Here is a 23,552-nt window from a genome sequence, read left to right on the forward strand (position 1 = left end):
GTCGTCACCTCGCTACGAAAATCAGCACTGGATGGACAGCAACCGGCGGCGAATCATCGCACGCCAGTCGCAGGCAAAGTATCGCTTGGACCATAGGCCGGGATGGCGCCACCCGCAACCTTGCACAGCCAGCCGGTAGCATGACCGGGGCACTTTGTTCGTCTGGCATTCAGACCGAAAAACGCGCCACCAGGGTATTCAAATCCACGGCCAACCGAGACAGTTCCTGACTAGCAGCACTGGTTTGATTCGCCCCGGCCGACGTCTGCAACGCAAGATCGCGAATGTTCATCAGGTTGCGATCCACCTCGCGCGCGACAGCCGCTTGTTCCTCTGAAGCGCTGGCGATCACCAGGTTGCGCTCATTGATCAGGGTAAACGCCGTGGCGATTTCCTCCAGCGCCGTGCCCGCTGCTTTCGCCACTTCCAGGGTCGAACGCGCCCGCGTGTTGCTCTGCTGCATCGAGCTGACCGCAGCATCGGTGCCTTGCTGGATGCCAGTAATCATCTGCTCGATTTCCTGGGTCGATTGCTGCGTCCGGTGCGCCAGCGCCCGCACTTCATCGGCCACCACCGCAAACCCGCGCCCGGCACTCCCGGCCCGCGCCGCTTCGATGGCCGCGTTCAGGGCCAGCAAGTTCGTTTGCTCGGCAATCGAGCGAATCACATCCAGGACTTTGCTGATGCCATAAACCTTCTGCGCCAAGTCCTCGACCTGGGTCGCATTGGCCGTGACATCGTCGGCCAGGGATTCGATGGACAACACGGTCTGATGCACCTGCTCGCGACCGTGCTGGGCGATCCGGTCGGATTCCCGAGACGCTTCGGACGTGGCCACCGCATTGCTCGCGACCTCCTCGACCGCAGCGGTCATCTGATTCACCGCCGTGGCGGCCTGGTCGATTTCCAGGCTCTGCTGATGCAGGCCCCGGGTGGCCTCTTCAGTCACACAACTGAGCTCTTCCGAGGCCGAGGCCAACTGACTGGACGAGTCGGAAATACGCCGCAGGGTCTCGCGCAAACTCCCCTGCATGCTCTTGAGCGCGTGCAACAGCCGCGCCGGCTCGTCCTTGCCGGTGATGCTGATATCACCGGTGAGATCGCCGCCAGCCACCCCTTCAGCCACCTTCAATGATTGGGAAAGCGGCACGACGATGCTGCGGGTCAGCAGCAGAGCCAGGCCGATGGTCATCAGCGCCGTCAGGCCGATCATCACCCCCACCCAGACCCGCGATTGGCTGAACACCTGGCGCCCCGCCTCCGTCGCCAGGTTGGCGTTGTGCTTGTTCAGTTCGACCAATGCCTTGAGGGTGACCGTGATTTCATCGGCCAACGGACTCATCTCGCCATTGAGGATGGCGGCCGCCTCTTCCACCCGTCCCTGGGCCGACAGCGTCATCACCTGAGTCTGGAACTGCAGGTAGTGTTGCTCCGAGGCTTTGAAGCGATCGAACAGCACACGCTCTTCGGGCAGCACGATCAGCGCGTCATAACGCTGCTGAGGCTCACCCAGGGTGCCTTTGAGTTCGTTGAGTTTGTTGACGTTTTGCATCAGCGCCTGCGGGTCCCGATTGAGCAGCAGACGCATAGTCAATGCCCGCAGCCGCAGCATGTCCTGATTCATCTCCCCGACCGCCATCACGCTGGGCAGCCAGTTGTCATCGACCTGATCGGACTGCGCGCGCATGTTCGACATTTGCAGCAGGGCGAACGCCCCCAATCCAAACACCATCAACGCCAGCAGGCCAAAACCCAGGCCCGCGCGCGGCGCAATATTGAGACTTCTGATACTCATTGCTCTGGTTCCTTCCAAAAGCGCTGCATCAACCCTGCAGCGGGTTGCTTTAGAAGGTATCGGCCCGGAGAAATTTTGCGTAAGACGAAAACGTGATATCAAAACGCCCAACTACTTCGATCACCGGGCGGTAACGATTCAGCGCACGGCAATGCTCGAGTGAAAAAGTGGAACGCGTAACAGGAAGAGTGCTCTATAACTTCAAGGTCTTTTTTGATCGAATGACTTTTCCTGTTGCCTGCGAGGTTTCCCATGACTGTCACCGTCAATACCGTCTCCACCGAAGGTTTTCGTCACAGCGTCCAGATCGATGACCACGAACTCTTTGCCGACGTACCGACACTCGCCGGCGGCGAAGGCTCGGCGCCCGAGCCACACGATTACTTCGACGCGGCCCTGGGTGCCTGCAAGGCCCTGACCCTGAAGATGTACGCGAAGAAGAAAGACATCCCGCTGACCGGTGTCACAGTCGAAGTCAAACGTGACAACAGCGAAGAGCTGAAAGGTAAATATGCCCTCCACGTCAAACTGACCCTCAAAGGTGTGCTCACCGACGCTCAGCGCGATGAGCTGCACCGCGTGGCCGACCGTTGCCCGGTCCACAAGTTGATGACCACCACCGACGTCAGCATCGAAACGCACCTGTCTGAAGGTGCCTTCAGCCAATAGCGGCAAGGGCTGCGCAAGCGGGTTATGCTCCACGCATTACCCGCTCAGCCTGGAATGCAGCATGAACACTCCGCTCGTGATCCGTCCCCGCGCCGAAGATGTCGAAGGCCAGCCGATTCTTCGCCCGCTGCCGTCAGCCAAATGCCGCAGCGTCGGGCCTTTCGTGTTTTTCGACCACATGCTCGAAACCCGTTATGAGGCGGGAAAAGGCATGAACATCCGTCAGCATCCACACATTGGCCTGTCGACCCTCACGTACTTGTTCGAAGGAAAAATCCAGCACAAGGACAGCCTCGGCTCCGACCAGGTGGTGGACGCCGGTGATGTCAGCTGGATGACGGCGGGCAGCGCGATTGCCCATGTCGAGCGTACACCTGAGGCGTTGAAGAACAGCGGCTTCACGATGCACGGTTTGCAGATATGGCTGGCCTCACCAAAAGATAAAGAGCACGGCCCCGGACACTACAGTCACCACCCGGCGGCCACGCTGCCGGTCAGCGATAACCTGGGGGTGAAGATCCGGATGATTGCCGGGTCAGGCTTTTGCCTGGAATCACCGGTCCCAGTGCTTTCTCCTACCTTGTATGCCGAATTGAACCTGCAAACGGCGACCACTTTGCTGATTCCTACCGAGCATGAAGAGCGGGCGTTGTATGTGCTGGACGGCGAGGTGCAACTGGATGGCGAGCTGGTAGAACCGCATTCGCTGGTGGTGTTGCCGGTCGGGAAAGAGATGACGCTGTTCGCTGAAAGCGATTGTCATGCCGTGCTGTTTGGTGGTGCGCCGCTGGATGGGCCGCGGCGGATCAACTGGAACTTCGTGGCGAGCGATCCGGCGTTGATCGATGAGGCGCGGCGACGCTGGGCGGCCGGGGATTGGCCGACGGTGCCGGGGGAAAGTGAGCGGATCGAACTACCCTGAAATATTTAGCGCCAGTGACTCCGCTTTCGCGAGCAAGCCCGCTCCCACAGTTGACCGCGATCTAATGTGGGAGCGGGCTTGCTCGCGAAGAGGCCGGCACTAACACCAACGATGTCAGATCAAAAAAACTATCAGCCTTTAAACACTTCATCCAGCAAGTTGTACATCGACGCAAACGCACGCCCCGCCGTCTTCGCGTCATACATCATCATGCCCGGCACATTGGCGTGCGGATCGGTGAAGGAATGCACCGCGCCGCCATAGCTCAGCAGTTGCCAATCCCCGCCTGCCGCGTTCATCTCATCTTCACGGACCGACTGACCGTAGAGGTCCGGGCCTTTGTGGTCGGCATCGAACGCCAGACGGTTTCATACGACTGGCCATCAATCTGATAAGCGACGGAACGAACAGTGATTTGGCTCATGACTAACTCCCGGTAAAAGACACCAGAATAAAAAAACCCGCCGAAGCGGGTTTTTGTACAACGCAGTTAAACCGACAGTTCAACCAGCAGCTTGTTGAGACGGCGCACGTACGCGGCCGGGTCTTTCAAGCTGTCGCCGGCTGCCAGGGCTGCCTGATCGAAGAGAATGTGCGACAGGTCGCCGAAGCGTTCGTCGCTCTGCTCGTTGTCGAGCTTCTCGATCAGTGGGTGAGCCGGGTTGAATTCGAAGATCGGCTTCGATTCCGGAACCTTCTGACCGCTGGCTTCCAGGATCTGACGCATCTGCATTCCCAGGTCCTGTTCGCCGATGGCCAGAATCGCCGGGGAGTCGGTCAGACGATGGGAAACCCGCACTTCAGCAACGGAATCGCCCAGTGCAGCTTTCAGACGTTCAACCAGACCTTCTTTGGACTTGGCGACTTCTTCCGCAGCTTTCTTGTCTTCTTCCGAATCCAGGTTGCCCAGGTCCAGGTCACCGCGCGCCACGTCGACAAAGCTCTTGCCGTCGAAGTCGCTGAGGTAGCTCATCAGCCACTCGTCGATGCGGTCGGTCAGCAGCAGCACTTCGATGCCTTTCTTGCGGAAGACTTCCAGGTGCGGGCTGTTTTTGACTTGCGCGTAGGTTTCGCCGGTCAGGTAGTAGATCTTGTCCTGACCTTCCTTGGCGCGAGCCAGGTATTCGGCCAGACCCACCACTTGCTCGCCTTCATCACCGCTGGTCGATGCGAAACGCAGCAGGCCAGCGATTTTCTCTTTGTTGGCGAAGTCTTCTGCCGGGCCTTCTTTCATGACCTGGCCGAAGTTTTTCCAGAAGCTTTTGTATTGCTCAGGCTCGTTCTTCGCCAGCTTTTCCAGCATGTCGAGAACGCGCTTGGTCAGCGCCGACTTCATGGAATCGATGATCGGGTCTTTCTGCAGGATTTCCCGCGACACGTTCAGCGACAGGTCGTTGGAATCGACCACGCCTTTGATGAAGCGCAGGTACAGCGGCAGGAACGACTCTGCCTGATCCATCACGAACACGCGCTGCACGTACAGTTTCAGGCCTTTCGGCGCTTCACGCTGGTACAGATCGAACGGAGCACGGGCCGGCACGTACAGCAGCGAGCTGTATTCGAGCTTGCCTTCGACCTTGTTGTGGCTCCAGCTCAGCGGGTTCTCGAAGTCGTGAGCGACGTGTTTGTAGAACTCCTGGTATTCCTCGTCTTTCACTTCAGTGCGAGGGCGAGTCCACAGGGCGCTGGCGCGGTTGACGGTTTCCCATTCAACGGCCGGTTGCTCTTCGCCTTCAACGGCTGCCACTTCTTTCGGCAACTCGATCGGCAGAGCGATGTGGTCGGAGTACTTCTTGATGATGTTGCGCAGACGCCAGCCATCGGCGAATTCGTCTTCACCGGATTTCAGGTGCAGGACGATACGGGTGCCGCGCTCGGCTTTATCAACGGTGGCAACTTCAAAATCGCCTTCACCCTTGGACGACCAGTGCACGCCTTCGCTGGCAGCAGCACCGGCACGACGGCTGAACACGTCGACTTTATCGGCGACGATGAATGCAGAGTAGAAACCCACACCGAATTGACCGATCAGGTGCGAGTCTTTTTTCTGATCGCCGGAGAGATGTTTCATGAAATCGGCAGTGCCGGATTTGGCGATGGTACCCAAGTGGGTGATCGCATCTTCACGGCTCATGCCGATACCGTTGTCTTCGAGGGTGACGGTTTTAGCGTCCTTGTCGAAGCTCACACGGATTTTCAGTTCGGCGCCACCTTCCAGCAACTCAGGCTTGGACAGGGCTTCGAAACGTAATTTGTCGACAGCGTCAGAGGCGTTCGAGATCAATTCGCGAAGGAAAATTTCCTTGTTGGAATACAGCGAATGGATCATGAGGTGCAGCAGTTGCTTCACCTCGGTCTGGAAGCCCAGGGTTTCCTTTTGAGTTTCCACACTCATGGTCATCAAACTCCAATCAGATGGCAGTGGCCGCGACCTGAAGGGTCGGCGGCGGGTTGTCATCAAAGTTGGGGGCTGAGTTCAGGATTTCAAGGGCTCTTCAATTTTGAAATGGGCGCGGGCTGTGGCAATCGGTTCGGCTTCAGTGCTTTGCCAGGCCGTAATCGCAACGTTTGCCACCCGGCGACCCTGCCGGCAAACCTGGCATCTGGCCCAGGTGTCGCGAAACTGCCCGGCTCGCAGATAGTCTAGGGAGAAATCGATGATCTTCGGCACACCCGGCGAACCGGTGAAAATCAGCAGGTGCAGCGCTGCGGACAACTCCATGAACCCGGCGATCACGCCGCCATGAATCGCCGGCAATAAAGGGTTACCAATGTTGTCCTTGTTGGCCGGCAAGCGAAACAGCAGATCATCCCCCACCCGCGAACATTCGACGCCGATCAGTTTGGCGTAGGGAATCAGGTGCAGCAGCGAGCCGTAGTCACCCTGCTCATGTGCCTGCTGGAGTTGTTCCTTGAACGCGTCGGTCATTTCGTACCTCCGGCGATGACGCCGCCAAAGCCTTTGGTGCCCTTGATGGCTTTGCCCATACGCATGAAGGTGCCCACTACATGGGCAATGGGCTGCTCGGGATCGTCCTGGTAGGCGAAACCGCGAGCAAAGATCACATCCGTGGTCACCCGGTAGCACTGGGCAAAACCGTAAACATCTTTATGCGGCTCGGCAGCGTGCATGTAGTCGATGCGCAGGTCGAGGGTCGGGCAAACTTCGAACTCGGGCAGCACGCAGAGGGTGGACATGCCGCAGGCCGTGTCCATCAGCGAGGTCAGCGCCCCGCCATGAATAACGCCGGTTTGCGGGTTGCCAACAATTTGCGGACTGTACGGCAGGATGACTGTCAGGCCTTCGCTGCTGGCGCTGTGAACCCGCAGCCCAAGTACCTGACAATGTCGCAGCGCCGATAGAAATCGTGTAGCGCGCTCAAAAACGGGGTTTTCGGCCATTTTGATAAAACTCTTCTTAGTGTTCAGGCAACGCACTAGGCGTTTTTAGTAAAAGTTCCCGTCGGAATAAACTTATATATCTGTATGAATTGAGGAACTTAACGCTATGGGCTGCGCTCGAAAGACCAGTAGATATTTTCCATAAGGAGAAACACCCCATGCGTAAGACTTTAGCTATTGCCTTGATGTTGACCGCTTCCCTCGGTCTCGCAGCCTGCGATAAAAAATCCGAGGACAAAGCTCAAGATGCTAACAAACACGCCGAGCAAGCTCAGCAAGATATGAGTAAAGCTCAGGATAAAGTGAACGACGCGGCGAAAGAAAACGCCGAAGCCGCCAAAGCTCAGGCTGAATCGAACGAAGCAGCCAAAAAAGAAGCACCTAAAAACTAAAACAGTTTTTAGCGTGATAAAGAAAACCCGCCAAGTGCGGGTTTTCTTTTGCCTGGTTTTTTGTTTGCAACGCAGGCGCTACAGCAAAATAGTTCTAAAAGTCGGACTAATCATCAACAGCAACGAACACGATAGTCCAACGGACCATACCAGGCTGCGCTGCCAGGCCAGATCAACCCAATAGCACAGCAAATAAATGATTCGCGAAATCACGAAGATGATTGCCAGCAAGTCGATCAGCCACCCCGCTGTCTGCGTGGTGTGAGCCATCAACACCCCCACCGCGAAAAGAATGAACGCCTCAAAACAGTTTTGATGAGCCGCCAACGCACGGGCACCAAAGCCAGTCAGTTGCGCCTGTTGCTGACGCGGCAGATGGTTGTCATAACCGCCCTGGTCATTCATTGCCTTGGCCACAGGAATTTTTGCCAAAAAAATCAGCAGGGCACTGATAAACACACACCAGAACGGAATACTCATCAAACAGCCTCTTTAATCGACTCAGGCAATGGCGCCTCTGTAGGTGTATAGACCATCACGTCGAGAACGTCGGAATGAAACTCCCGGCGATACAACACCAGCACCACGCCGGCACTCATCAACATGAACAACCACGGGCTGACGAACCAGGCCAGCATGGTCATCCCGAAGTAGTAAGAGCGCAGTCCGAAGTTGAACTGGTTGGCGGCCATGGAAATGACGCGGGCCGCCCGGGCTGCAAAGGCTTTGCGCTCTTGTTCGGAAACGTGACGCTCACCGACCATCGGCGCCGAGCCCACCAGAATTGCCGCAAAGTTGTACTGGCGCATGCACCAGCTGAACGTAAAGAACGCATAGACAAACACCAGTGCCAGGCACAGCAACTTGATCTCGGACATCCCTTGAGAGGCCTGCTGCACCATCGGGATATCCGCCAACAACGACACTGCCCGTTCGGAGGCTCCGAGCACCGTGAGAATGCCGGCCAGGATAATCAGTGTGCTGGAGGCGAAGAACGAGGCGTTGCGCTCCAGGTTACCGATCACGCTGGCGTCAGCGATGCGGTTGTCGCGCAACAGCATTCGGCGCATCCAGTCTTCGCGATAAAGGTGCAGCACGCTGGCCAGGCACGCGGTGTCGCGACCCTTCCACGTCGCATAACGGGTGTAGCCGCCCCAGCAGATGGCGAACCAGAGCGCGGCGAGGATGTGGATCATGTTGGCGTGGATGAACGACATGCAGGTCCTTGTGATGTGTTTGGCAAAGCAAGTAGTGCTTCGACGTTAGCTCAAGGAAAAAGACACTGCACCGTCTCCAAAAAAAATGCCCCGTATCGATTGATACGGGGCATTTCCATGTGTGTTCACGACCCGCTTGTGGCGGGCCATGAAGCGGCTTAAGCCAGTGCTTCTTCGCGTTTGCCCAGCAGGCGATCGCAAACCACCGCGACGACCAGGGTCATGAGCGACGGCACCAGCCAGGCCAGACCTTGCTCGCTCAACGGCAGGTGGGACAACTGAGTCGGCATCCAGTCCGCCAGACCCGCGCCCTTGAGGGCGTCGATCAAACCGAAGATGAACGACACCAGCATCACCGGACCGACGATTCGACCCTGCTCATGCCAGAAGTCCTTGCAGAAGCTCAGGGCGACCAGGGCAATGCACGGCGGGTAGATTGCGGTCAGCACCGGGATCGAGAACGCAATCAGCTTGGTGAGGCCCAGGTTGGACACCAGCAGGGAGAATGCGGCCAGGATGATGACCAATGTCTTGTAGGAAAGCGGCAGCACACGGCTGAAGTATTCGGCGCAAGCGCAGGTCAGACCCACCGCAGTCACCAGACAGGCCAGGGAAATCAGCACCGCCAGAAAACCGCTGCCCAGAGAGCCGAAGGTGTGTTGCACGTAAGCGTGCAACACCGCCGCGCCGTTGGTGGCACCCGCGGCCACTTCATGGCTGCCCGAACCGAGACGGAACAGGCTGACGTAAACCAGCGCCAGACCCACGCCGGCAATCAGCCCGGCGATGATCGCGTAACGGGTAATCAGCACCGGCGACTCGACGCCACGGGAGCGGATTGCGTTGACGATGACAATGCCAAACACCAGCGCACCCAAGGTATCCATGGTCAGGTAACCATTGATGAAGCCTTGGGAGAACGGTGCCGCCACGTATTCCGGGGTGGCCACGCCGACATCACCGGCCGGCAATGCAAACGCGGCGATGCCGAGCGCGGCCAGGGCGATGATCTTCAGCGGTGCGAGGAAACGTCCTACGGTATCCAGCAGCCGGCCCGGATAGAGCGAGATGAAGAACACCAGCAGGAAGTACACCGAGCTATAGAGGAACAGCGCCAGCGGGCTTTCGCCAGTCAGTGGCGCCAAGCCGACTTCGAACGACACGGTGGCGGTGCGCGGTGTCGCGAACAGCGGGCCGACAGCGAGGTAGCACGCGGCAGCCAGCAGGCCACCGGCGACTTTCCCGATCGGGCTGCTCAAGGCATCCATGGCGCCACCGACCTTGGCCAGGGCGACAACGGTGATCACCGGCAGACCGACCGCGGTGATCAGAAAGCCCAGCGCCGCCATCCAGACATTTGGACCAGACTGCAGACCGACGATAGGCGGGAAGATGATGTTGCCAGCCCCGACAAACAGGGCAAACGTCATAAAACCAAGTGCCAGGATGTCCTGGCCTTTCAACACTTTCATTAAGGAAATACCACACTACTGAATCGGAATTTAGAGAGGGATTTCCCTGAGGGGTGAGGGAAATGCTGTCGGTCCGTATAGGACTGACCCGTTTAGCGCGTAACAACCTTGTGGGCCGCGGACGCAAAAATGGCTGCTAGCCTAACGAATTTGCCCGACAAACGCACTGTTAGGGTGCGATCTATCCGATACGCGACATTTCCGTGTCGCGTTTTTACATGTTAATGGTTGTCGCCTGTAAGTCCGCCTTCGCGAGCAAGCCCGCTCCCACATTAGAATGCGATCAAATGTGGGAGCGGGCTTGCTCGCGAAGGGGCCGGCACGACCAACACAAATCCCGGAAATGACAAAGACCACCCGAAGGTGGCCTTTGTTTGGTGAAGCGTCAGATAGGCGCGAGGCTTACTTGATCGCCCAACCGGTCAGCTCGGACAAAGCCTTGCCGATGTCTGCCAGCGAACGCACGGTTTTAACGCCTGCGTCTTCCAGGGCAGCAAACTTCTCGTCTGCAGTGCCTTTGCCGCCAGAGATGATTGCGCCAGCATGGCCCATGCGCTTGCCCGCAGGGGCAGTCACACCAGCGATGTAGGAAACAACCGGCTTGGTCACGTGTGCCTTGATGTAGGCAGCCGCTTCTTCTTCAGCCGAACCGCCGATCTCACCGATCATCACGATCGCTTCGGTCTTCGGGTCTTCCTGGAACAGCTTCAGGATGTCGATGAAGTTCGAACCCGGGATCGGGTCACCGCCGATGCCGACGCAAGTCGACTGACCGAAACCGGCGTCAGTAGTTTGCTTCACAGCTTCGTAGGTCAGGGTGCCGGAACGGGAAACGATACCGACCTTGCCTGGCAAGTGAATGTGACCTGGCATGATGCCGATCTTGCATTCGCCTGGAGTGATCACGCCTGGGCAGTTAGGACCGATCAGGACTACGCCCAGCTCGTCGCACTTGACCTTGGCATCCAGCATGTCCAGGGTAGGAATGCCTTCAGTGATGCAAACGATCAGCTTGATGCCGCCGAATGCTGCTTCCAGGATGGAGTCCTTGCAGAAAGGAGCTGGAACGTAGATCACGCTGGCGGTGGCGCCAGTGGCAGCTACAGCGTCTTTCACGGTGTTGAACACTGGCAGACCCAGGTGTTCGGTGCCGCCTTTGCCAGGAGTCACGCCGCCAACCATCTTGGTGCCGTACTCGATGGCTTGCTGGGTGTGGAAACTACCTTGCGAACCGGTAATACCCTGGCAGATAACTTTGGTGTCTTTATTGATCAGGACGCTCATTATTTGCCCTCCGCAGCTTTGACAACTTGTTGAGCAGCGTCGGTCAGGCTGGTAGCAGCGATGATGTTCAAACCGCTTTCTGCCAGTACTTTAGCGCCCAGCTCAGCGTTGTTGCCTTCAAGGCGAACAACAACCGGGATTTTCACGCCGACTTCTTTCACCGCACCGATGATGCCTTCGGCAATCATGTCGCAACGAACGATGCCGCCGAAGATGTTGACCAATACTGCAGCGACGTTAGTGTCGGACAGGATGATCTTGAACGCTTCGGTAACGCGTTCTTTGGTAGCACCGCCGCCCACGTCGAGGAAGTTGGCTGGTTTGCCGCCATGCAGGTTGACGATGTCCATGGTACCCATGGCCAGGCCAGCACCGTTGACCATGCAACCGATGTTGCCTTCCAGCGCTACGTAGTTCAGTTCGAACTTGGCAGCGTGCGCTTCGCGCGGATCGTCTTGCGACGGATCGTGGAAAGTCTTCAGCTTAGGCTGACGGTACATGGCGTTGGCGTCGATGTTGATCTTGGCGTCGAGGCAATGCAGATCGCCGTCAGCCTTGATCACCAGCGGGTTCACTTCCAGCAGAGCCAGGTCGTGATCCTTGAACAGCTTGGCCAGACCTACGAAGATCTTGGCGAACTGAGCGACTTGCTTGCCTTCCAGACCCAGCTGGAATGCCAGCTCGCGACCCTGGAATGGCTGAGCGCCAACCAGTGGATCGATAGTGGCCTTGAGGATTTTCTCAGGGGTGTCGTGAGCGATTTTCTCGATGTCCACGCCACCTTCGGTGGAAGCCATGAACACGATGCGACGGCTCGAACGGTCAACGACAGCGCCCAGGTACAGCTCTTTAGCGATATCAGTGCACGATTCAACCAGGATCTTGGTGACTGGCTGACCATTGGCATCAGTCTGGTAAGTCACCAGACGCTTGCCCAACCACTGTTGAGCGAAGGCTTTGGCGTCTTCTTTGCTGCGAACCAGCTTAACGCCGCCCGCTTTACCGCGACCACCTGCGTGAACCTGGGCTTTGACAACCCATTCGGTCCCGCCGATCTTGTCGCACGCTTCTGCTGCTGCTTCCGGGGTGTCTACGGCGAAACCCTGGGATACTGGCAGGCCGTATTCAGCGAACAGCTGCTTACCCTGATACTCGTGAAGATTCATGCTTATTACCGTCTTCGTTAGGTACTGCGCATTCGGTGCTGCACTTGTTCAAGTGCCGCACCACCTGTGACTGCTGCTTGCGTAGGTGTTCCGGATAACCGGTGAAACTACGCAAGGCTGCGTCCGGCGGACATTCCGCGGTGAGTCTTGCACGCAAGGCTCACGACGGGCCTTCCGCCGTGGTTTCTTATTGTCTTGTCTTAACGCTTCTTGCGGTTGGCAATGTGGATGGCGCCGCCATTCACAGCCAGAGCTGCTTCGTGCAAGGCTTCGGACAGGGTCGGATGGGAGAAAACCATCATGCCCAGGTCTTCCGCGCTGGTGCCGAATTCCATACCGATCGCGCCCTGCTGAACCAGTTCTGCAGCACTCGGGCCAATCACGTGGACGCCCAATACGCGGTCAGTCTTGGCATCAGCGATGACTTTCACGAAACCGCCGGTATCGTTGGCTGCCATGGCACGGCCACTGGCTGCGAACGGGAAGGTGCCAACGTTAACTTCAACGCCTTCAGCCTTCAAGGTCTGCTCGGTTTTGCCGACCCACGCGATTTCCGGGTGAGTATAAATAACAGACGGGATCAGGTCATAGTTGATTTGGGCTTTGTGGCCCTTGATACGCTCAACCACCATGATGCCTTCTTCGGACGCCTTGTGCGCCAGCATCATCCCGCGAACCACGTCGCCGATCGCGTAAACGCCTGGAACGCTGGTGGCGCACTGGTCGTCAACGAAAACGAAGCCACGTTCGTCGATGTTCACACCGCTGTCAGCTGCCAGCAGCTCGGTGGTCACCGGACGGCGACCAACGGCAACGATCAGCTTGTCGAACGTGATGTTCTGTTCGCCATTGGCATCGGTGTAGTTCACGACAACTTCGTTGCCGTTCACTTTGGAACCGGTGACGCGAGCGCCCAGCTTGATGTCCAGACCTTGTTTGGTCAGGGTTTTGTAGGCTTCTTTGGAAACGGCGTCGTCAGCCGCTGGCAGAAACTTCTCCAGGGCTTCCAGAACAACGACTTCGGAACCCAGACGGGACCAGACCGAACCCAATTCCAGACCGATCACGCCAGCGCCGATCACGCCCAGACGTTTTGGAACCGATTGGAATTCCAGTGCACCCGTCGAATCGACGATCACGTTCTGGTCAACCGGAGCCGGTGGAATGTCGATCGGACGCGAGCCCGAAGCCAGGATCACGTTCTCGGCTTCGATGATTTCGACGGTGCCGTCTGGCTTGGTCAGCTCGACTTTCTTGCCGGCCAGCAGTTTGCCGTGGCCTTGCAGGGAAGTGACGCCGTTAGCCTTGAACAAGGTGGCAACGCCAGAGGTCAGGCCTTTGACGATGTTGGCTTTACGGCCAACCATTGCCGCCACGTCCATGGTCACGCCAGCGTGATTGATACCGTGGATCGCGAAGCCTTCTTTGGCTTCCTTGTATTTCCAGGAGCTGTCCAGCAGCGCCTTGGATGGAATGCAGCCGACGTTCAGGCAAGTACCGCCGAGGGCCAGTTTGCCTTCCTTGTCGGTGTATTTCTCGATGCAGGCAGTGGAGAGGCCCAGTTGCGCTGCTTTAATGGCCGCCACGTAGCCGCCAGGGCCCGCACCAATCACTACCACGTCGAATTTCTGAGTCATGTGTCATTCCTTCTCAAATCAAACCGGACGGCCCCTTTTGGGGACCGTCGTGGGACGAAGCTGGTCATTACAGGAGGGCCGTCCATCACTGAACGGCCCGTGCAACGAAATCAGATATCCAGCAGCAAACGAGCCGGGTCTTCCAGCAGGTTCTTGATGGTAACCAGGAAGGTCACAGCTTCTTTGCCATCGATCAGACGGTGATCGTAGGACAGCGCCAGGTACATCATCGGACGGATAACCACCTGACCGTTGATCGCCATAGGACGCTGCAGAATGTTGTGCATGCCCAGGATGGCCGCTTGCGGCGGGTTGACGATCGGCGTCGACATCATCGAACCGAAAGTACCACCGTTGGTGATGGTGAACGTACCGCCGGTCATCTCGTCCATCGACAGTTTGCCGTCACGAGCCTTCTTGCCGAAGGTGGCGATGCCGCCTTCGATTTCAGCCAGGCTCATCAGTTCGGCGTTACGCAGAACCGGAACAACCAGGCCGCGGTCGCTGGAAACAGCAACACCGACGTCAGCGTAGCCGTGATAAACGATGTCAGCACCGTCGATCGACGCGTTGACAGCCGGGAAGCGTTTCAGCGCTTCGGTGGCAGCCTTGACGAAGAACGACATGAAGCCCAGGCGCACGCCGTTGTGGGACTTCTCGAACAGGTCCTTGTACTTCGAACGCAGGGCCATGACTTCGGTCATGTCGACTTCGTTGAAAGTGGTCAGCATTGCCATGTTCGATTGAGCTTCAACCAGACGCTTGGCGACGGTGGCCCGTACGCGGGTCATCGGTACGCGCTTCTCGATGCGATCGCCGGCAGCGAACACTGGAGCAGCAGCGGCAGGAGCAGCAGCCTTGGCAGGTGCGGCAGCCGGAGCGGCTTTCTTGGCAGCTACAGCGGCAACAACGTCTTCCTTGGTCACACGACCGCCTTTGCCAGTGCCGGCAACGGAAGCGATGTTGATACCGTTTTCTTCAGCCAGCTTGCGAGCAGCCGGTGCAGCAACAGGATCATCTTCGCCTTCAGCGGCTGGAGCAGCAGCTTGTGCAGCGGCCGGAGCAGCGGCAGCAGCTGGAGCGGCAGCAGCGCCGCCCGCTTCGATGGAGCCCAGGACTTCGTCGGACAGAACGACGTCGCCTTCGTTCTTGACGATAGCGCCCAGCACGCCATCAGCGGTGGCCAACACTTCCAGTACGACTTTGTCAGTTTCGATGTCGACGATCAGATCATCGCGCTTGACGGCGTCGCCCGGCTTTTTGTGCCAGGTGGCAACGGTGCCATCGGCAACCGATTCCGGGAAAGTGGGGGCTTTGATTTCGATAGCCATTATCTGTGGGTCCTTAAATTCGGTTTCAGGTGCGCGAAGGCGTTAAACAGTAAAGGCGTCTTGCAGCAGTTTTTCCTGCTGCTCAGCGTGCATCGATGCATAACCACAAGCAGGTGCAGCGGAAGCATCACGACCGGCGTACTCGAGAAAGAGTGCTTTGTTGTGATTGCCAACGATGCGGCGCATGTGGTGTTGGCTGCAGTACCAGGCACCCTGGTTCATCGGCTCTTCCTGACACCAAACGATATGTTTGAGGTTGGTGTACGGAGCCAGGACTTCGTTCAAGTCGTCCTCAGGGAATGGGTACAGCTGCTCGATACGCACGACGGCGATGTCGTCACGACCTTCGGCACGGCGTTTTTCCAGCAGGTCGTAGTAGACCTTGCCGCTACACAGAACAATGCGCTCGACCTTTTTCGGGTCTTGAACATCGATTTCCGGGATAACGGTCTGGAACGAACCTTCGGCCAGATCTTCCAGGGTCGAGATGGCCAGTTTATGACGCAGCAGCGACTTCGGCGTCAGGACTATCAATGGCTTGCGCAGCGGGCGAATCACCTGACGACGCAGCAAGTGGTAGATCTGAGCCGGCGTAGTCGGTACGGCTACCTGAATGTTGTGCTCGGCGCACAGTTGCAGGTAACGCTCCAGACGAGCCGAAGAGTGCTCCGGACCCTGACCTTCATAACCGTGCGGCAGCAGCATGGTCAGACCGCAGAGACGGCCCCACTTGTGCTCGCCACTGGTGATGAACTGGTCGATAACCACCTGGGCACCGTTGGCGAAGTCGCCGAACTGGGCTTCCCAAATCACCAGCGCCTCAGGCGTGGTGGTCGAGTAACCGTATTCGAACGCCAGCACGGCTTCTTCGGACAGGAACGAATCGTACAGATCGAAACGTGGCTGGCCCTTGTACAGGTTTTGCAGCGGGATGTAGGTACCCGCGTCTTTCTGGTTGTGCAAGACCGCGTGACGGTGCGAGAACGTACCGCGACCGATGTCCTGACCCGTCATGCGAATCGGGTGACCTTCGAACGCCAGGGTCGCGTACGCCATGGTTTCGGCGTAACCCCAGTTGATCGGCAGGCCGCCGGCTTGCATTTTCTGACGGTCTTCGTAGATTTTCGAGACCTGGCGCTGAACCACGAAGCCTTCCGGAATTTCCAGCAGCTTGGCGGACAGTTCCTGCAAGGTTTTCAGATCGAAGCGAGTGTCGTGACGCGCGGTCCAGGCGTGGCCCAGATACGGACGCCAGTCCACGAACAACTCTTTGTTCGGCTCTTTGACTAGGCTTTTTACAACATGCAGACCGTTGTCCAGCGCATTGCGGTATTCGTCGACTTTCGCCTGAACACGCTCTGCGTCCAGCACTCCGCCCTGAGTCAGACGATCGGCATACAGCTCACGGGTGGTGCGCTGTTTGGTGATCTGCTGATACATGATTGGCTGGGTACCGCTTGGCTCGTCGGCCTCGTTGTGGCCACGACGACGGTAGCAGACCAGGTCGATCACCACGTCACGCTTGAATTGCATGCGGTAGTCGATGGCCAGCTGGGTCACGAACAACACGGCTTCCGGATCATCACCATTCACATGGAGGATCGGCGCCTGGATCATCTTCGCAACGTCGGTCGCGTACTCGGTGGAGCGAGAGTCCAGCGGGTTGCTGATGGTGAAACCGACCTGGTTGTTGATCACGATGTGCACGGTGCCGCCGGTCTTGAACCCGCGGGTCTGCGACATCTGGAAGGTTTCCATGACCACACCTTGACCGGCGAATGCCGCGTCACCGTGGATGGAGATCGGCAGAACCTTCTCGCCGGTAGGGTCGTTGCGACGATCCTGACGGGCGCGAACCGAACCCTCGACCACTGGAGATACAATTTCCAGGTGGGACGGGTTGAACGCCATCGCCAGGTGGACTTCACCGCCGGTGGTCATCACGTTGGACGAGAAGCCCTGGTGATACTTGACGTCACCGGAACCCAGCTCGACCTTCTTCTTGCCTTCGAACTCGTCGAACAGCTCGCGCGGGTTCTTGCCGAAGGTGTTGACCAGCACGTTCAGACGACCACGGTGGGCCATGCCGATAACGATTTCCTTGGTGCCGTAGGAACCGGAACGCTGGATCAGCTCGTCGAGCATCGGAATCAGGCTCTCGCCGCCTTCCAGACCGAAACGCTTGGTACCCGGGTATTTGGTACCCAGGTATTTTTCCAGACCTTCGCCGGCGGTGACGCGCTCGAGCAGGTGGCTCTTGATGTCGGCGGAGTACGTCGGACGGCCGCGCACGCTTTCCAGACGCTGCTGGAACCACTGGCGCTGCTCGGAATCGGTGATATGCGTAAATTCAGCGCCGATGGTGCGGCAATATGTCTGCTGCAACGCTTCGTGAATTTCGCGTAGGCTCGCTTCCTCTTTGCCGATGAACAGGTCGCCGGCACGGAAGGTCGTATCAAGATCGGCATTGGTCAAGCCGTAATGATTGATCGACAGGTCTGCAGGTGCAGGACGCTGCCACAGCCCCAGCGGGTCAAGCTGGGCTGCCTGGTGGCCACGCATACGGTAGGCCTGGATCAATCGCAGCACTTCAACTTGCTTCTTCTCGTGCTCACTGCTCACGCTGCCGGCGGAAACCGGTTGGGCGCGGCGCTGGTTCTTTGCCAGCAAGACGAAATGATCGCGAATTGTGGAGTGCGAAACATCGGTGGCAGTGTTGCCGTCAGCAGGCAACTTCTGGAAGTAGGTGCGCCACTCTTCTGGCACAGCGTTAGGGTCGTGCAGGTAGAGCTCGTAGAGCTCTTCCACATAGGCAGCGTTACTACCGGATAGGTAGGCGCTGTTCCACATGCGCTGCATCACGCTTTCTTGCATGCTTGGTCACCCTCGGTTAGGGGAACACCACCGGCGTCGACACCGAGCACGCTTGCAGAAGTCCGAATGCAGCGACTAAAACAAGCCACTTAGGATCACGCTGATAGTCCGGGTACCAGCCCGGATGCCCCTGCTTGTCTCATTTCTTCAAAATAAGAGCCGCAGCCTTATAAGCTGCTGCTCAGGTTAAGACTACGGCGCCGGTTGAAGCCTGCGCCGCAGCATCTACGGGTACAGCGGTACTACATTTACAACAGCCGGTTACAGCAGCTGAATCACACGCCGCTTTGCAGCAGCATGTTACGTACGTGACCGATGGCCTTAGTCGGGTTCAGGCCTTTCGGGCAGACGTTGACGCAGTTCATGATCCCGCGGCAGCGGAATACGCTGAACGGGTCATCCAGCGAAGCCAGACGCTCGGCAGTCTTGGTGTCGCGGCTGTCTGCCAGGAAGCGATACGCTTGCAGCAGAGCAGCTGGACCCAGGAACTTGTCCGGGTTCCACCAGAAGGACGGGCAAGAGGTCGAGCAGCAAGCGCACAGGATGCACTCGTACAGACCGTCGAGCTTTTCCCGCTCTTCAGGGGTCTGCAGACGTTCGATGGCCGGAGCCGGCGTGTCGTTCTGCAGGTATGGCTTAACCTTTTCGTATTGCTTGTAGAAGATGCTCATATCGACGACCAGGTCACGGATAACCGGCAAACCTGGCAGAGGACGAACGATCAGCTTGTTACCTTTTACGACAGCGGACAGCGGCGTGACGCACGCCAGACCGTTTTTGCCGTTGATGTTCATGCCGTCGGAACCGCAAACACCTTCACGGCAAGAGCGACGATAGGAGAAACCTTCGTCCTGCTCTTTGATCAGGGCCAGCACGTCCAGCACCATCAGGTCTTTACCACCGGTATCGACGGTAAATTCCTGCATGAACGGCGCAGCGTCCTGATCAGGGTTGTAGCGATAAACACTGACTTGCAACATGGCGGCCACCCTTAATAAGTCCGAATCTTAGGTTCAAAAGTCGGAACAGTCTTCGGCGAGAAGTTCACAGCACGCTTGGTTACGCGCTTGTCACCCGGGAAGTACAGGGTGTGGCACAGCCAGTTTTCGTCGTCGCGATCTTCGTAGTCTTCACGGGCGTGAGCGCCGCGGGACTCTTTGCGGATCTCTGCGGCGATGGCGGTAGCTTCGGCCACTTCCAGCAGGTTCTGCAATTCCAGAGCTTCGATACGAGCGGTGTTGAACGCCTGGCTCTTGTCGTTGATCTTGACGTTGGCGATACGGCCACGCAGATCAGCCAGCTGGGCAATACCCTTCTGCATGTATTCGCCGGTACGGAATACACCGAAGTAGTTCTGCATGCAGCTTTGCAGCTCTTTACGCAGGGTGGCGACGTCTTCGCCTTCGGTACGCGAGTTCAGGCCATCGAGACGTGCCAGGGCAGCGTCGATGTCGGACTGGCGAGCGCGGGTGTAGTCGACGCCCTCTTTCAGGGTCTGTTCCAGGAACAGGCCGGCTGCACGACCGAATACCACCAGGTCGAGCAACGAGTTGCCGCCCAGACGGTTGGCACCGTGAACCGATACGCAGGCCACTTCGCCTACGGCGAACAGGCCCGGGATGATCTGGTCAACGCCGTCGGCGTCCTGAGTGATTGCCTGACCGTGAATGTTGGTCGGCACGCCGCCCATCATATAGTGACAGGTTGGAACGACCGGAATCGGCGCCACGGCTGGATCGACGTGGGCGAAGGTCTTGGACAGTTCCATAATGCCTGGCAGACGGCTGTGCAGAACTTCTTCACCGAGGTGATCAAGTTTCAGCATTACGTGGTCGCCATCCGGACCGCAACCGTTGCCGGCGATGATTTCTTTAACCATCGAGCGAGCAACCACGTCACGACCAGCCAGGTCTTTGGCGTTCGGAGCATAACGCTCCATGAAACGCTCGCCGTGCTTGTTGATCAGGTAACCGCCTTCACCGCGGCAGCCTTCAGTAACCAGTACACCGGCGCCGGCGATGCCGGTTGGGTGGAACTGCCACATTTCAATGTCTTGTACCGGCACGCCAGCACGCAGAGCCATGCCGACGCCGTCACCGGTGTTGATCAGGGCGTTGGTGGTGGACGAGTAGATACGACCTGCACCGCCGGTCGCCAATACGGTGGCGTTAGCACGGACGTAGGAAGTTTCGCCGGTTTCGATGCAGATGACGATCATGCCGACAAAGGCACCATCTTCGTTCTTCACCAGGTCGACACCGTAGTATTCGTTGAGGAATACGGTGCCGGCCTTCAGGTTGGCCTGGTACAGGGTGTGCAGCAGTGCGTGACCGGTACGGTCGGCAGCGGCGCAAGTACGTGCAGCCTGGCCACCTTTACCGAAGTCTTTCGACTGACCGCCGAACGGACGCTGATAGATGCGGCCTTGTTCGGTACGGGAGAACGGCAAACCCATGTGCTCGAGTTCGAAGACCGCTTCCGGGCCTACGGAACACATGTATTCGATAGCGTCCTGGTCACCGATATAGTCGGAACCCTTGACGGTATCGTACATGTGCCAGCGCCAGTCATCGGTCGGATCTGCCGAGGCGATGGCGCAGGTGATGCCACCCTGGGCGGATACAGTGTGCGAACGAGTCGGGAAAACCTTGGTAACTACGGCAGTCTTGTGACCACCTTGTGCCAGCTGGAGCGCAGCGCGCATGCCGGCACCGCCGCCGCCAATAATGATGGCGTCGAACGAAAGCGTATTAACTGTAGTAGACATGAATCAGATACCCCAAAGAATCTGCACACCCCAGACGAAGTACGCGAACATCGCGACGCCGCATACCGCCTGGAAGAGGAAACGTATTGCAGTCGCGGACTTGCCGAACGCCATTGGCGTCAGGTAGTCGGTCGCGATGGTCCACATGCCGACCCAGGCGTGAGCGCCGAGGGCAACGAGGGCCAGGAGACTGAAAATACGCATCCAGTTGCTTGCGAACAGTTCATGCCATTGGGCGTAGCCGATGCCAGGATGGGCAACGACGTATCCGATCAGGAAGATGAAATAAGCCGCGAGAACGACCGCAGACACACGCTGTGCCATCCAGTCATAGAGGCCCGAACGCGACAGGTTCGTGACGTTAGTTACCATATCCAAACTCCTGCCAGAACGATTACCACCACGGAAACGGCGATAACGATTTTCGAGCCCAGTTTGCCGCCTTCAAGCGACTCGCCGATGCCCATGTCCATCATCAAATGGCGCACACCGGCAACCAGGTGATACAGCAAGGCGGACAGGATGCCCCATGTCACTAGCTTGGCTAGCGGACTGGTCAGACACGCTTTCACCTGACCGAAGCCTTCTTCCGAGTCGAGCGACTTGTCCAATGCATAAAGCATGATGGCCAGGCTGACAAAGAGGATGATTCCGGAGATTCGGTGAAGAATGGACGTGTAAGCAGTGACTGGGAGTTTGATGGTCCTTAGGTCTAGGTTTACAGGTCGTTGGCTATTCACGGCTTTTTTTCACACTGAAGAGCCCCTAACAATCAGGGCAAAGTTGTTGGGGAGTGCACTGGTCAGGTACCCACCACCCAGGGAGTGCGACCCCCAGTAAAGCAGGCCCAAAAGCCCCTGGCGGTCGGAGGCCGAGTATAGACAGTTAGGCTACTAATGACAACGCAATCGCCTTCCCCTAATAGCTCATTGCACAAGTCGTATAAAAGGCGTAAATGGCAGTCAATTTCGAGGAAAAAGTCGGGTTAAAGCCTTCTGGAGCAAGACTTTAGGCAAATTGACATTCGAATTTATCTCACTATAGTGGTGCGGGCCCTGCGTGGGGGGTCTGTCTGATGATTTCAAGCATAAATAGGAGGCCACATGGCTGACAAAAAAGCGCAGTTGATCATCGAGGGCGCAGCCCCCGTCGAGCTGCCCATTTTAACCGGCACCGTTGGTCCCGATGTTATTGATGTTCGGGGCCTGACGGCCACGGGCCGTTTCACCTTTGACCCTGGTTTCATGTCGACAGCTTCCTGCGAGTCGAAGATCACCTATATCGACGGCGACAACGGCATCCTGCTGCACCGCGGCTACCCGATCGAACAGCTGGCTGAAAAGTCGGACTACCTGGAAACCTGCTATCTGCTGCTCAACGGCGAATTGCCGACCGCAGAACAGAAGGCCCAGTTCGTCAGCACCGTAAAGAACCACACCATGGTTCACGAGCAGCTGAAGACGTTCTTCAACGGTTTCCGTCGCGACGCCCACCCGATGGCCGTCATGTGCGGCGTAGTCGGCGCCCTCTCGGCCTTCTACCACGACTCCCTGGACATCAATAACCCGCAGCATCGCGAAATCTCCGCGATCCGCCTGGTTGCCAAGATGCCGACCCTGGCAGCGATGGTTTACAAGTACTCCATGGGTCAGCCCATGATGTACCCGCGCAACGACCTGACGTACGCGGAAAACTTCCTGCACATGATGTTCAACACCCCGTGCGAGATCAAACCGATCAGCCCGGTGCTCGCCAACGCCATGGACAAGATCTTCATCCTCCATGCCGACCACGAGCAGAACGCATCGACTTCCACCGTACGCCTGGCCGGCTCTTCGGGTGCCAACCCGTTCGCCTGTATCGCCGCCGGCATCGCTGCACTGTGGGGCCCTGCCCACGGCGGCGCGAACGAAGCTGTTCTGACCATGCTCGATGAAATTGGCGATGTGTCGAACATCGACAAGTACATCGCCAAGGCCAAGGACAAGAACGATCCGTTCAAACTGATGGGCTTCGGTCACCGGGTTTACAAAAACCGCGACCCACGCGCCACAGTCATGAAGCAGACCTGCGACGAAGTGCTGAAGGAACTGGGCATCACCAACGATCCGCAACTCGAACTGGCCATGCGCCTGGAAGAGATCGCCCTGACCGACCCGTACTTCATCGAACGCTCGCTGTACCCGAACGTCGACTTCTACTCGGGGATCATCCTCAAGGCGATCGGCATTCCAACCAGCATGTTCACCGTGATCTTCGCCCTGGCGCGGACTGTCGGCTGGATCTCCCACTGGAAAGAAATGCTCTCCAGCCCGTACAAGATTGGCCGTCCGCGCCAGCTGTACACCGGCTACGAGTCGCGTGACATCACCAAGCTGGAAGACCGCAAATAAGACCTGTCTTGCGATAACGTCTTGAGTGGCACCGGGAACGGCCTCTATGTAGATAGAGGCCGTTTTTGTTTGTGCCATATACCCTGCTCTCCTCAAGTATTGCACCGACTGGTCTGCCGCCTTCACGCGAGCAAGCCCGCTCCCACACTTGATCTCGGTTGTTCGCGGAGTTTGCGTACTCAGGAGATCTAATGTGGGAGCGGGCTTGCTCGCGAAGGCGGCATGCCGGCC

Annotated in this window: 20 protein-coding genes and 1 pseudogene; 4 read left to right on the forward strand and 17 right to left on the reverse strand. The window is 57.7% G+C overall.

Annotated features, from left to right (window positions below; translation table 11 throughout):
• Positions 1-169: 169 nt before the first annotated feature.
• Entirely contained in the window at positions 170-1,795 is a 1,626-nt protein-coding gene (locus FQ187_RS08415) for a methyl-accepting chemotaxis protein (RefSeq protein WP_149629113.1), read from the reverse strand.
• A 252-nt stretch (positions 1,796-2,047) separates the two neighbouring features.
• Here FQ187_RS08415 and FQ187_RS08420 point away from each other — a divergent pair, with 252 nt between their 5' ends.
• Both FQ187_RS08420 and FQ187_RS08425 read left to right on the forward strand, forming a co-directional pair.
• A complete protein-coding gene (locus tag FQ187_RS08420) occupies positions 2,048-2,464 on the forward strand; it encodes an OsmC family protein (RefSeq protein WP_149629114.1) in 417 nt (138 codons plus the stop codon).
• A 61-nt stretch (positions 2,465-2,525) separates the two neighbouring features.
• Positions 2,526-3,386, forward strand: a complete 861-nt coding sequence (locus tag FQ187_RS08425; RefSeq protein WP_149629115.1) for a pirin family protein — start codon at positions 2,526-2,528, stop codon at positions 3,384-3,386.
• Positions 3,387-3,517: 131 nt separating this feature from the next.
• On the opposite strand, the pseudogene FQ187_RS30860 reads toward FQ187_RS08425, so the two are convergent.
• From FQ187_RS30860 to FQ187_RS08445, 4 genes and pseudogenes are all read right to left on the reverse strand, one after another.
• A pseudogene (locus tag FQ187_RS30860) lies at positions 3,518-3,694 on the reverse strand (dienelactone hydrolase family protein); the annotation flags it as partial.
• Positions 3,695-3,876: 182 nt separating this feature from the next.
• Positions 3,877-5,781: a molecular chaperone HtpG gene (htpG, locus tag FQ187_RS08435; RefSeq protein ID WP_149629116.1), complete on the reverse strand. Its 1,905-nt coding sequence runs from the start codon at positions 5,779-5,781 to the stop codon at positions 3,877-3,879.
• An 81-nt stretch (positions 5,782-5,862) separates the two neighbouring features.
• Entirely contained in the window at positions 5,863-6,315 is a 453-nt protein-coding gene (locus FQ187_RS08440; RefSeq protein WP_149629117.1) for a PaaI family thioesterase, read from the reverse strand.
• Positions 6,312-6,788 carry a PaaI family thioesterase gene (locus tag FQ187_RS08445; RefSeq protein ID WP_149629118.1) on the reverse strand — a complete coding sequence of 159 codons (477 nt, stop codon included), beginning with the start codon at positions 6,786-6,788 and terminating at the stop codon, positions 6,312-6,314. The genes FQ187_RS08440 and FQ187_RS08445 overlap by 4 nt, the downstream gene beginning before the upstream one ends.
• A 158-nt stretch (positions 6,789-6,946) precedes the next feature.
• On the opposite strand from FQ187_RS08445, the gene FQ187_RS08450 reads away from it, so the two are divergent.
• Positions 6,947-7,180, forward strand: a complete 234-nt coding sequence (locus FQ187_RS08450; protein WP_129442298.1) for a hypothetical protein — start codon at positions 6,947-6,949, stop codon at positions 7,178-7,180.
• Between the two features lie 78 nt (positions 7,181-7,258).
• Here the strand turns inward: FQ187_RS08450 and FQ187_RS08455 are convergent, their stop codons facing one another.
• From FQ187_RS08455 to sdhC, 12 genes are all read right to left on the reverse strand, one after another.
• Positions 7,259-7,660: an MAPEG family protein gene (locus tag FQ187_RS08455; protein WP_149629119.1), complete on the reverse strand. Its 402-nt coding sequence runs from the start codon at positions 7,658-7,660 to the stop codon at positions 7,259-7,261.
• A complete protein-coding gene (locus FQ187_RS08460) occupies positions 7,660-8,397 on the reverse strand; it encodes a DUF599 domain-containing protein (RefSeq protein WP_149629120.1) in 738 nt (245 codons plus the stop codon). The genes FQ187_RS08455 and FQ187_RS08460 overlap by 1 nt, the downstream gene beginning before the upstream one ends.
• Positions 8,398-8,555: 158 nt before the next feature.
• Entirely contained in the window at positions 8,556-9,869 is a 1,314-nt protein-coding gene (brnQ, locus tag FQ187_RS08465; protein WP_149629121.1) for a branched-chain amino acid transport system II carrier protein, read from the reverse strand.
• A gap of 402 nt (positions 9,870-10,271) precedes the next feature.
• Positions 10,272-11,153, reverse strand: coding sequence for a succinate--CoA ligase subunit alpha (gene sucD, locus FQ187_RS08470; RefSeq protein ID WP_008148605.1), 882 nt, complete (start codon positions 11,151-11,153; stop codon positions 10,272-10,274).
• On the reverse strand, positions 11,153-12,319 hold the full coding sequence (sucC, locus tag FQ187_RS08475) for an ADP-forming succinate--CoA ligase subunit beta (protein ID WP_008148602.1): 1,167 nt from the start codon (positions 12,317-12,319) through the stop codon (positions 11,153-11,155). Before sucC ends, sucD begins: the two co-directional genes overlap by 1 nt.
• A 200-nt stretch (positions 12,320-12,519) precedes the next feature.
• A complete protein-coding gene (gene lpdA / locus FQ187_RS08480; protein ID WP_149629122.1) occupies positions 12,520-13,956 on the reverse strand; it encodes a dihydrolipoyl dehydrogenase in 1,437 nt (478 codons plus the stop codon).
• Positions 13,957-14,066: 110 nt separating this feature from the next.
• On the reverse strand, positions 14,067-15,287 hold the full coding sequence (gene odhB, locus FQ187_RS08485) for a 2-oxoglutarate dehydrogenase complex dihydrolipoyllysine-residue succinyltransferase (RefSeq protein ID WP_129442288.1): 1,221 nt from the start codon (positions 15,285-15,287) through the stop codon (positions 14,067-14,069).
• Between the two features lie 42 nt (positions 15,288-15,329).
• Positions 15,330-18,161 (reverse strand): 2-oxoglutarate dehydrogenase E1 component, encoded by a 2,832-nt coding sequence (locus tag FQ187_RS08490; protein ID WP_140681889.1) that lies wholly within the window; start codon positions 18,159-18,161, stop codon positions 15,330-15,332.
• 275 nt (positions 18,162-18,436) lie between these two features.
• Entirely contained in the window at positions 18,437-19,141 is a 705-nt protein-coding gene (locus FQ187_RS08495; protein ID WP_056743991.1) for a succinate dehydrogenase iron-sulfur subunit, read from the reverse strand.
• 11 nt (positions 19,142-19,152) lie between these two features.
• A complete protein-coding gene (gene sdhA, locus FQ187_RS08500; RefSeq protein WP_149629123.1) occupies positions 19,153-20,928 on the reverse strand; it encodes a succinate dehydrogenase flavoprotein subunit in 1,776 nt (591 codons plus the stop codon).
• Positions 20,929-20,931: 3 nt separating this feature from the next.
• On the reverse strand, positions 20,932-21,300 hold the full coding sequence (gene sdhD, locus FQ187_RS08505; RefSeq protein WP_027922414.1) for a succinate dehydrogenase, hydrophobic membrane anchor protein: 369 nt from the start codon (positions 21,298-21,300) through the stop codon (positions 20,932-20,934).
• Positions 21,294-21,668, reverse strand: a complete 375-nt coding sequence (sdhC, locus tag FQ187_RS08510) for a succinate dehydrogenase, cytochrome b556 subunit (protein WP_033053500.1) — start codon at positions 21,666-21,668, stop codon at positions 21,294-21,296. Before sdhC ends, sdhD begins: the two co-directional genes overlap by 7 nt.
• A gap of 363 nt (positions 21,669-22,031) precedes the next feature.
• On the opposite strand from sdhC, the gene gltA reads away from it, so the two are divergent.
• Positions 22,032-23,321: a citrate synthase gene (gltA, locus tag FQ187_RS08515; RefSeq protein ID WP_008148584.1), complete on the forward strand. Its 1,290-nt coding sequence runs from the start codon at positions 22,032-22,034 to the stop codon at positions 23,319-23,321.
• Positions 23,322-23,552 lie beyond the last annotated feature (231 nt).

This window comes from Pseudomonas sp. ANT_J28 (genome assembly GCF_008370005.1).
GTDB lineage: Bacteria > Pseudomonadota > Gammaproteobacteria > Pseudomonadales > Pseudomonadaceae > Aquipseudomonas > Aquipseudomonas frigoris.

Excerpts from the sequence above, each read along its gene's own strand:
- odhB (WP_129442288.1), bottom strand. The coding sequence starts at position 15,287 with ATGGCTATCGAAATCAAAGCCCCCACTTTCCCGGAATCGGTTGCCGAT.
- FQ187_RS08455 (WP_149629119.1), bottom strand. The coding sequence starts at position 7,660 with ATGAGTATTCCGTTCTGGTGTGTGTTTATCAGTGCCCTGCTGATTTTT.
- sdhD (WP_027922414.1), bottom strand. The coding sequence starts at position 21,300 with ATGGTAACTAACGTCACGAACCTGTCGCGTTCGGGCCTCTATGACTGG.
- FQ187_RS08445 (WP_149629118.1), bottom strand. The coding sequence starts at position 6,788 with ATGGCCGAAAACCCCGTTTTTGAGCGCGCTACACGATTTCTATCGGCG.
- htpG (WP_149629116.1), bottom strand. The coding sequence starts at position 5,781 with ATGAGTGTGGAAACTCAAAAGGAAACCCTGGGCTTCCAGACCGAGGTG.
- FQ187_RS08460 (WP_149629120.1), bottom strand. The coding sequence starts at position 8,397 with ATGTCGTTCATCCACGCCAACATGATCCACATCCTCGCCGCGCTCTGG.
- FQ187_RS08495 (WP_056743991.1), bottom strand. The coding sequence starts at position 19,141 with ATGTTGCAAGTCAGTGTTTATCGCTACAACCCTGATCAGGACGCTGCG.
- FQ187_RS08490 (WP_140681889.1), bottom strand. The coding sequence starts at position 18,161 with ATGCAAGAAAGCGTGATGCAGCGCATGTGGAACAGCGCCTACCTATCC.
- sucD (WP_008148605.1), bottom strand. The coding sequence starts at position 11,153 with ATGAGCGTCCTGATCAATAAAGACACCAAAGTTATCTGCCAGGGTATT.
- FQ187_RS08440 (WP_149629117.1), bottom strand. The coding sequence starts at position 6,315 with ATGACCGACGCGTTCAAGGAACAACTCCAGCAGGCACATGAGCAGGGT.
- FQ187_RS08415 (WP_149629113.1), bottom strand. The coding sequence starts at position 1,795 with ATGAGTATCAGAAGTCTCAATATTGCGCCGCGCGCGGGCCTGGGTTTT.
- FQ187_RS08420 (WP_149629114.1), top strand. The coding sequence starts at position 2,048 with ATGACTGTCACCGTCAATACCGTCTCCACCGAAGGTTTTCGTCACAGC.
- sucC (WP_008148602.1), bottom strand. The coding sequence starts at position 12,319 with ATGAATCTTCACGAGTATCAGGGTAAGCAGCTGTTCGCTGAATACGGC.
- sdhA (WP_149629123.1), bottom strand. The coding sequence starts at position 20,928 with ATGTCTACTACAGTTAATACGCTTTCGTTCGACGCCATCATTATTGGC.
- FQ187_RS08425 (WP_149629115.1), top strand. The coding sequence starts at position 2,526 with ATGAACACTCCGCTCGTGATCCGTCCCCGCGCCGAAGATGTCGAAGGC.
- FQ187_RS08450 (WP_129442298.1), top strand. The coding sequence starts at position 6,947 with ATGCGTAAGACTTTAGCTATTGCCTTGATGTTGACCGCTTCCCTCGGT.
- lpdA (WP_149629122.1), bottom strand. The coding sequence starts at position 13,956 with ATGACTCAGAAATTCGACGTGGTAGTGATTGGTGCGGGCCCTGGCGGC.
- gltA (WP_008148584.1), top strand. The coding sequence starts at position 22,032 with ATGGCTGACAAAAAAGCGCAGTTGATCATCGAGGGCGCAGCCCCCGTC.
- brnQ (WP_149629121.1), bottom strand. The coding sequence starts at position 9,869 with ATGAAAGTGTTGAAAGGCCAGGACATCCTGGCACTTGGTTTTATGACG.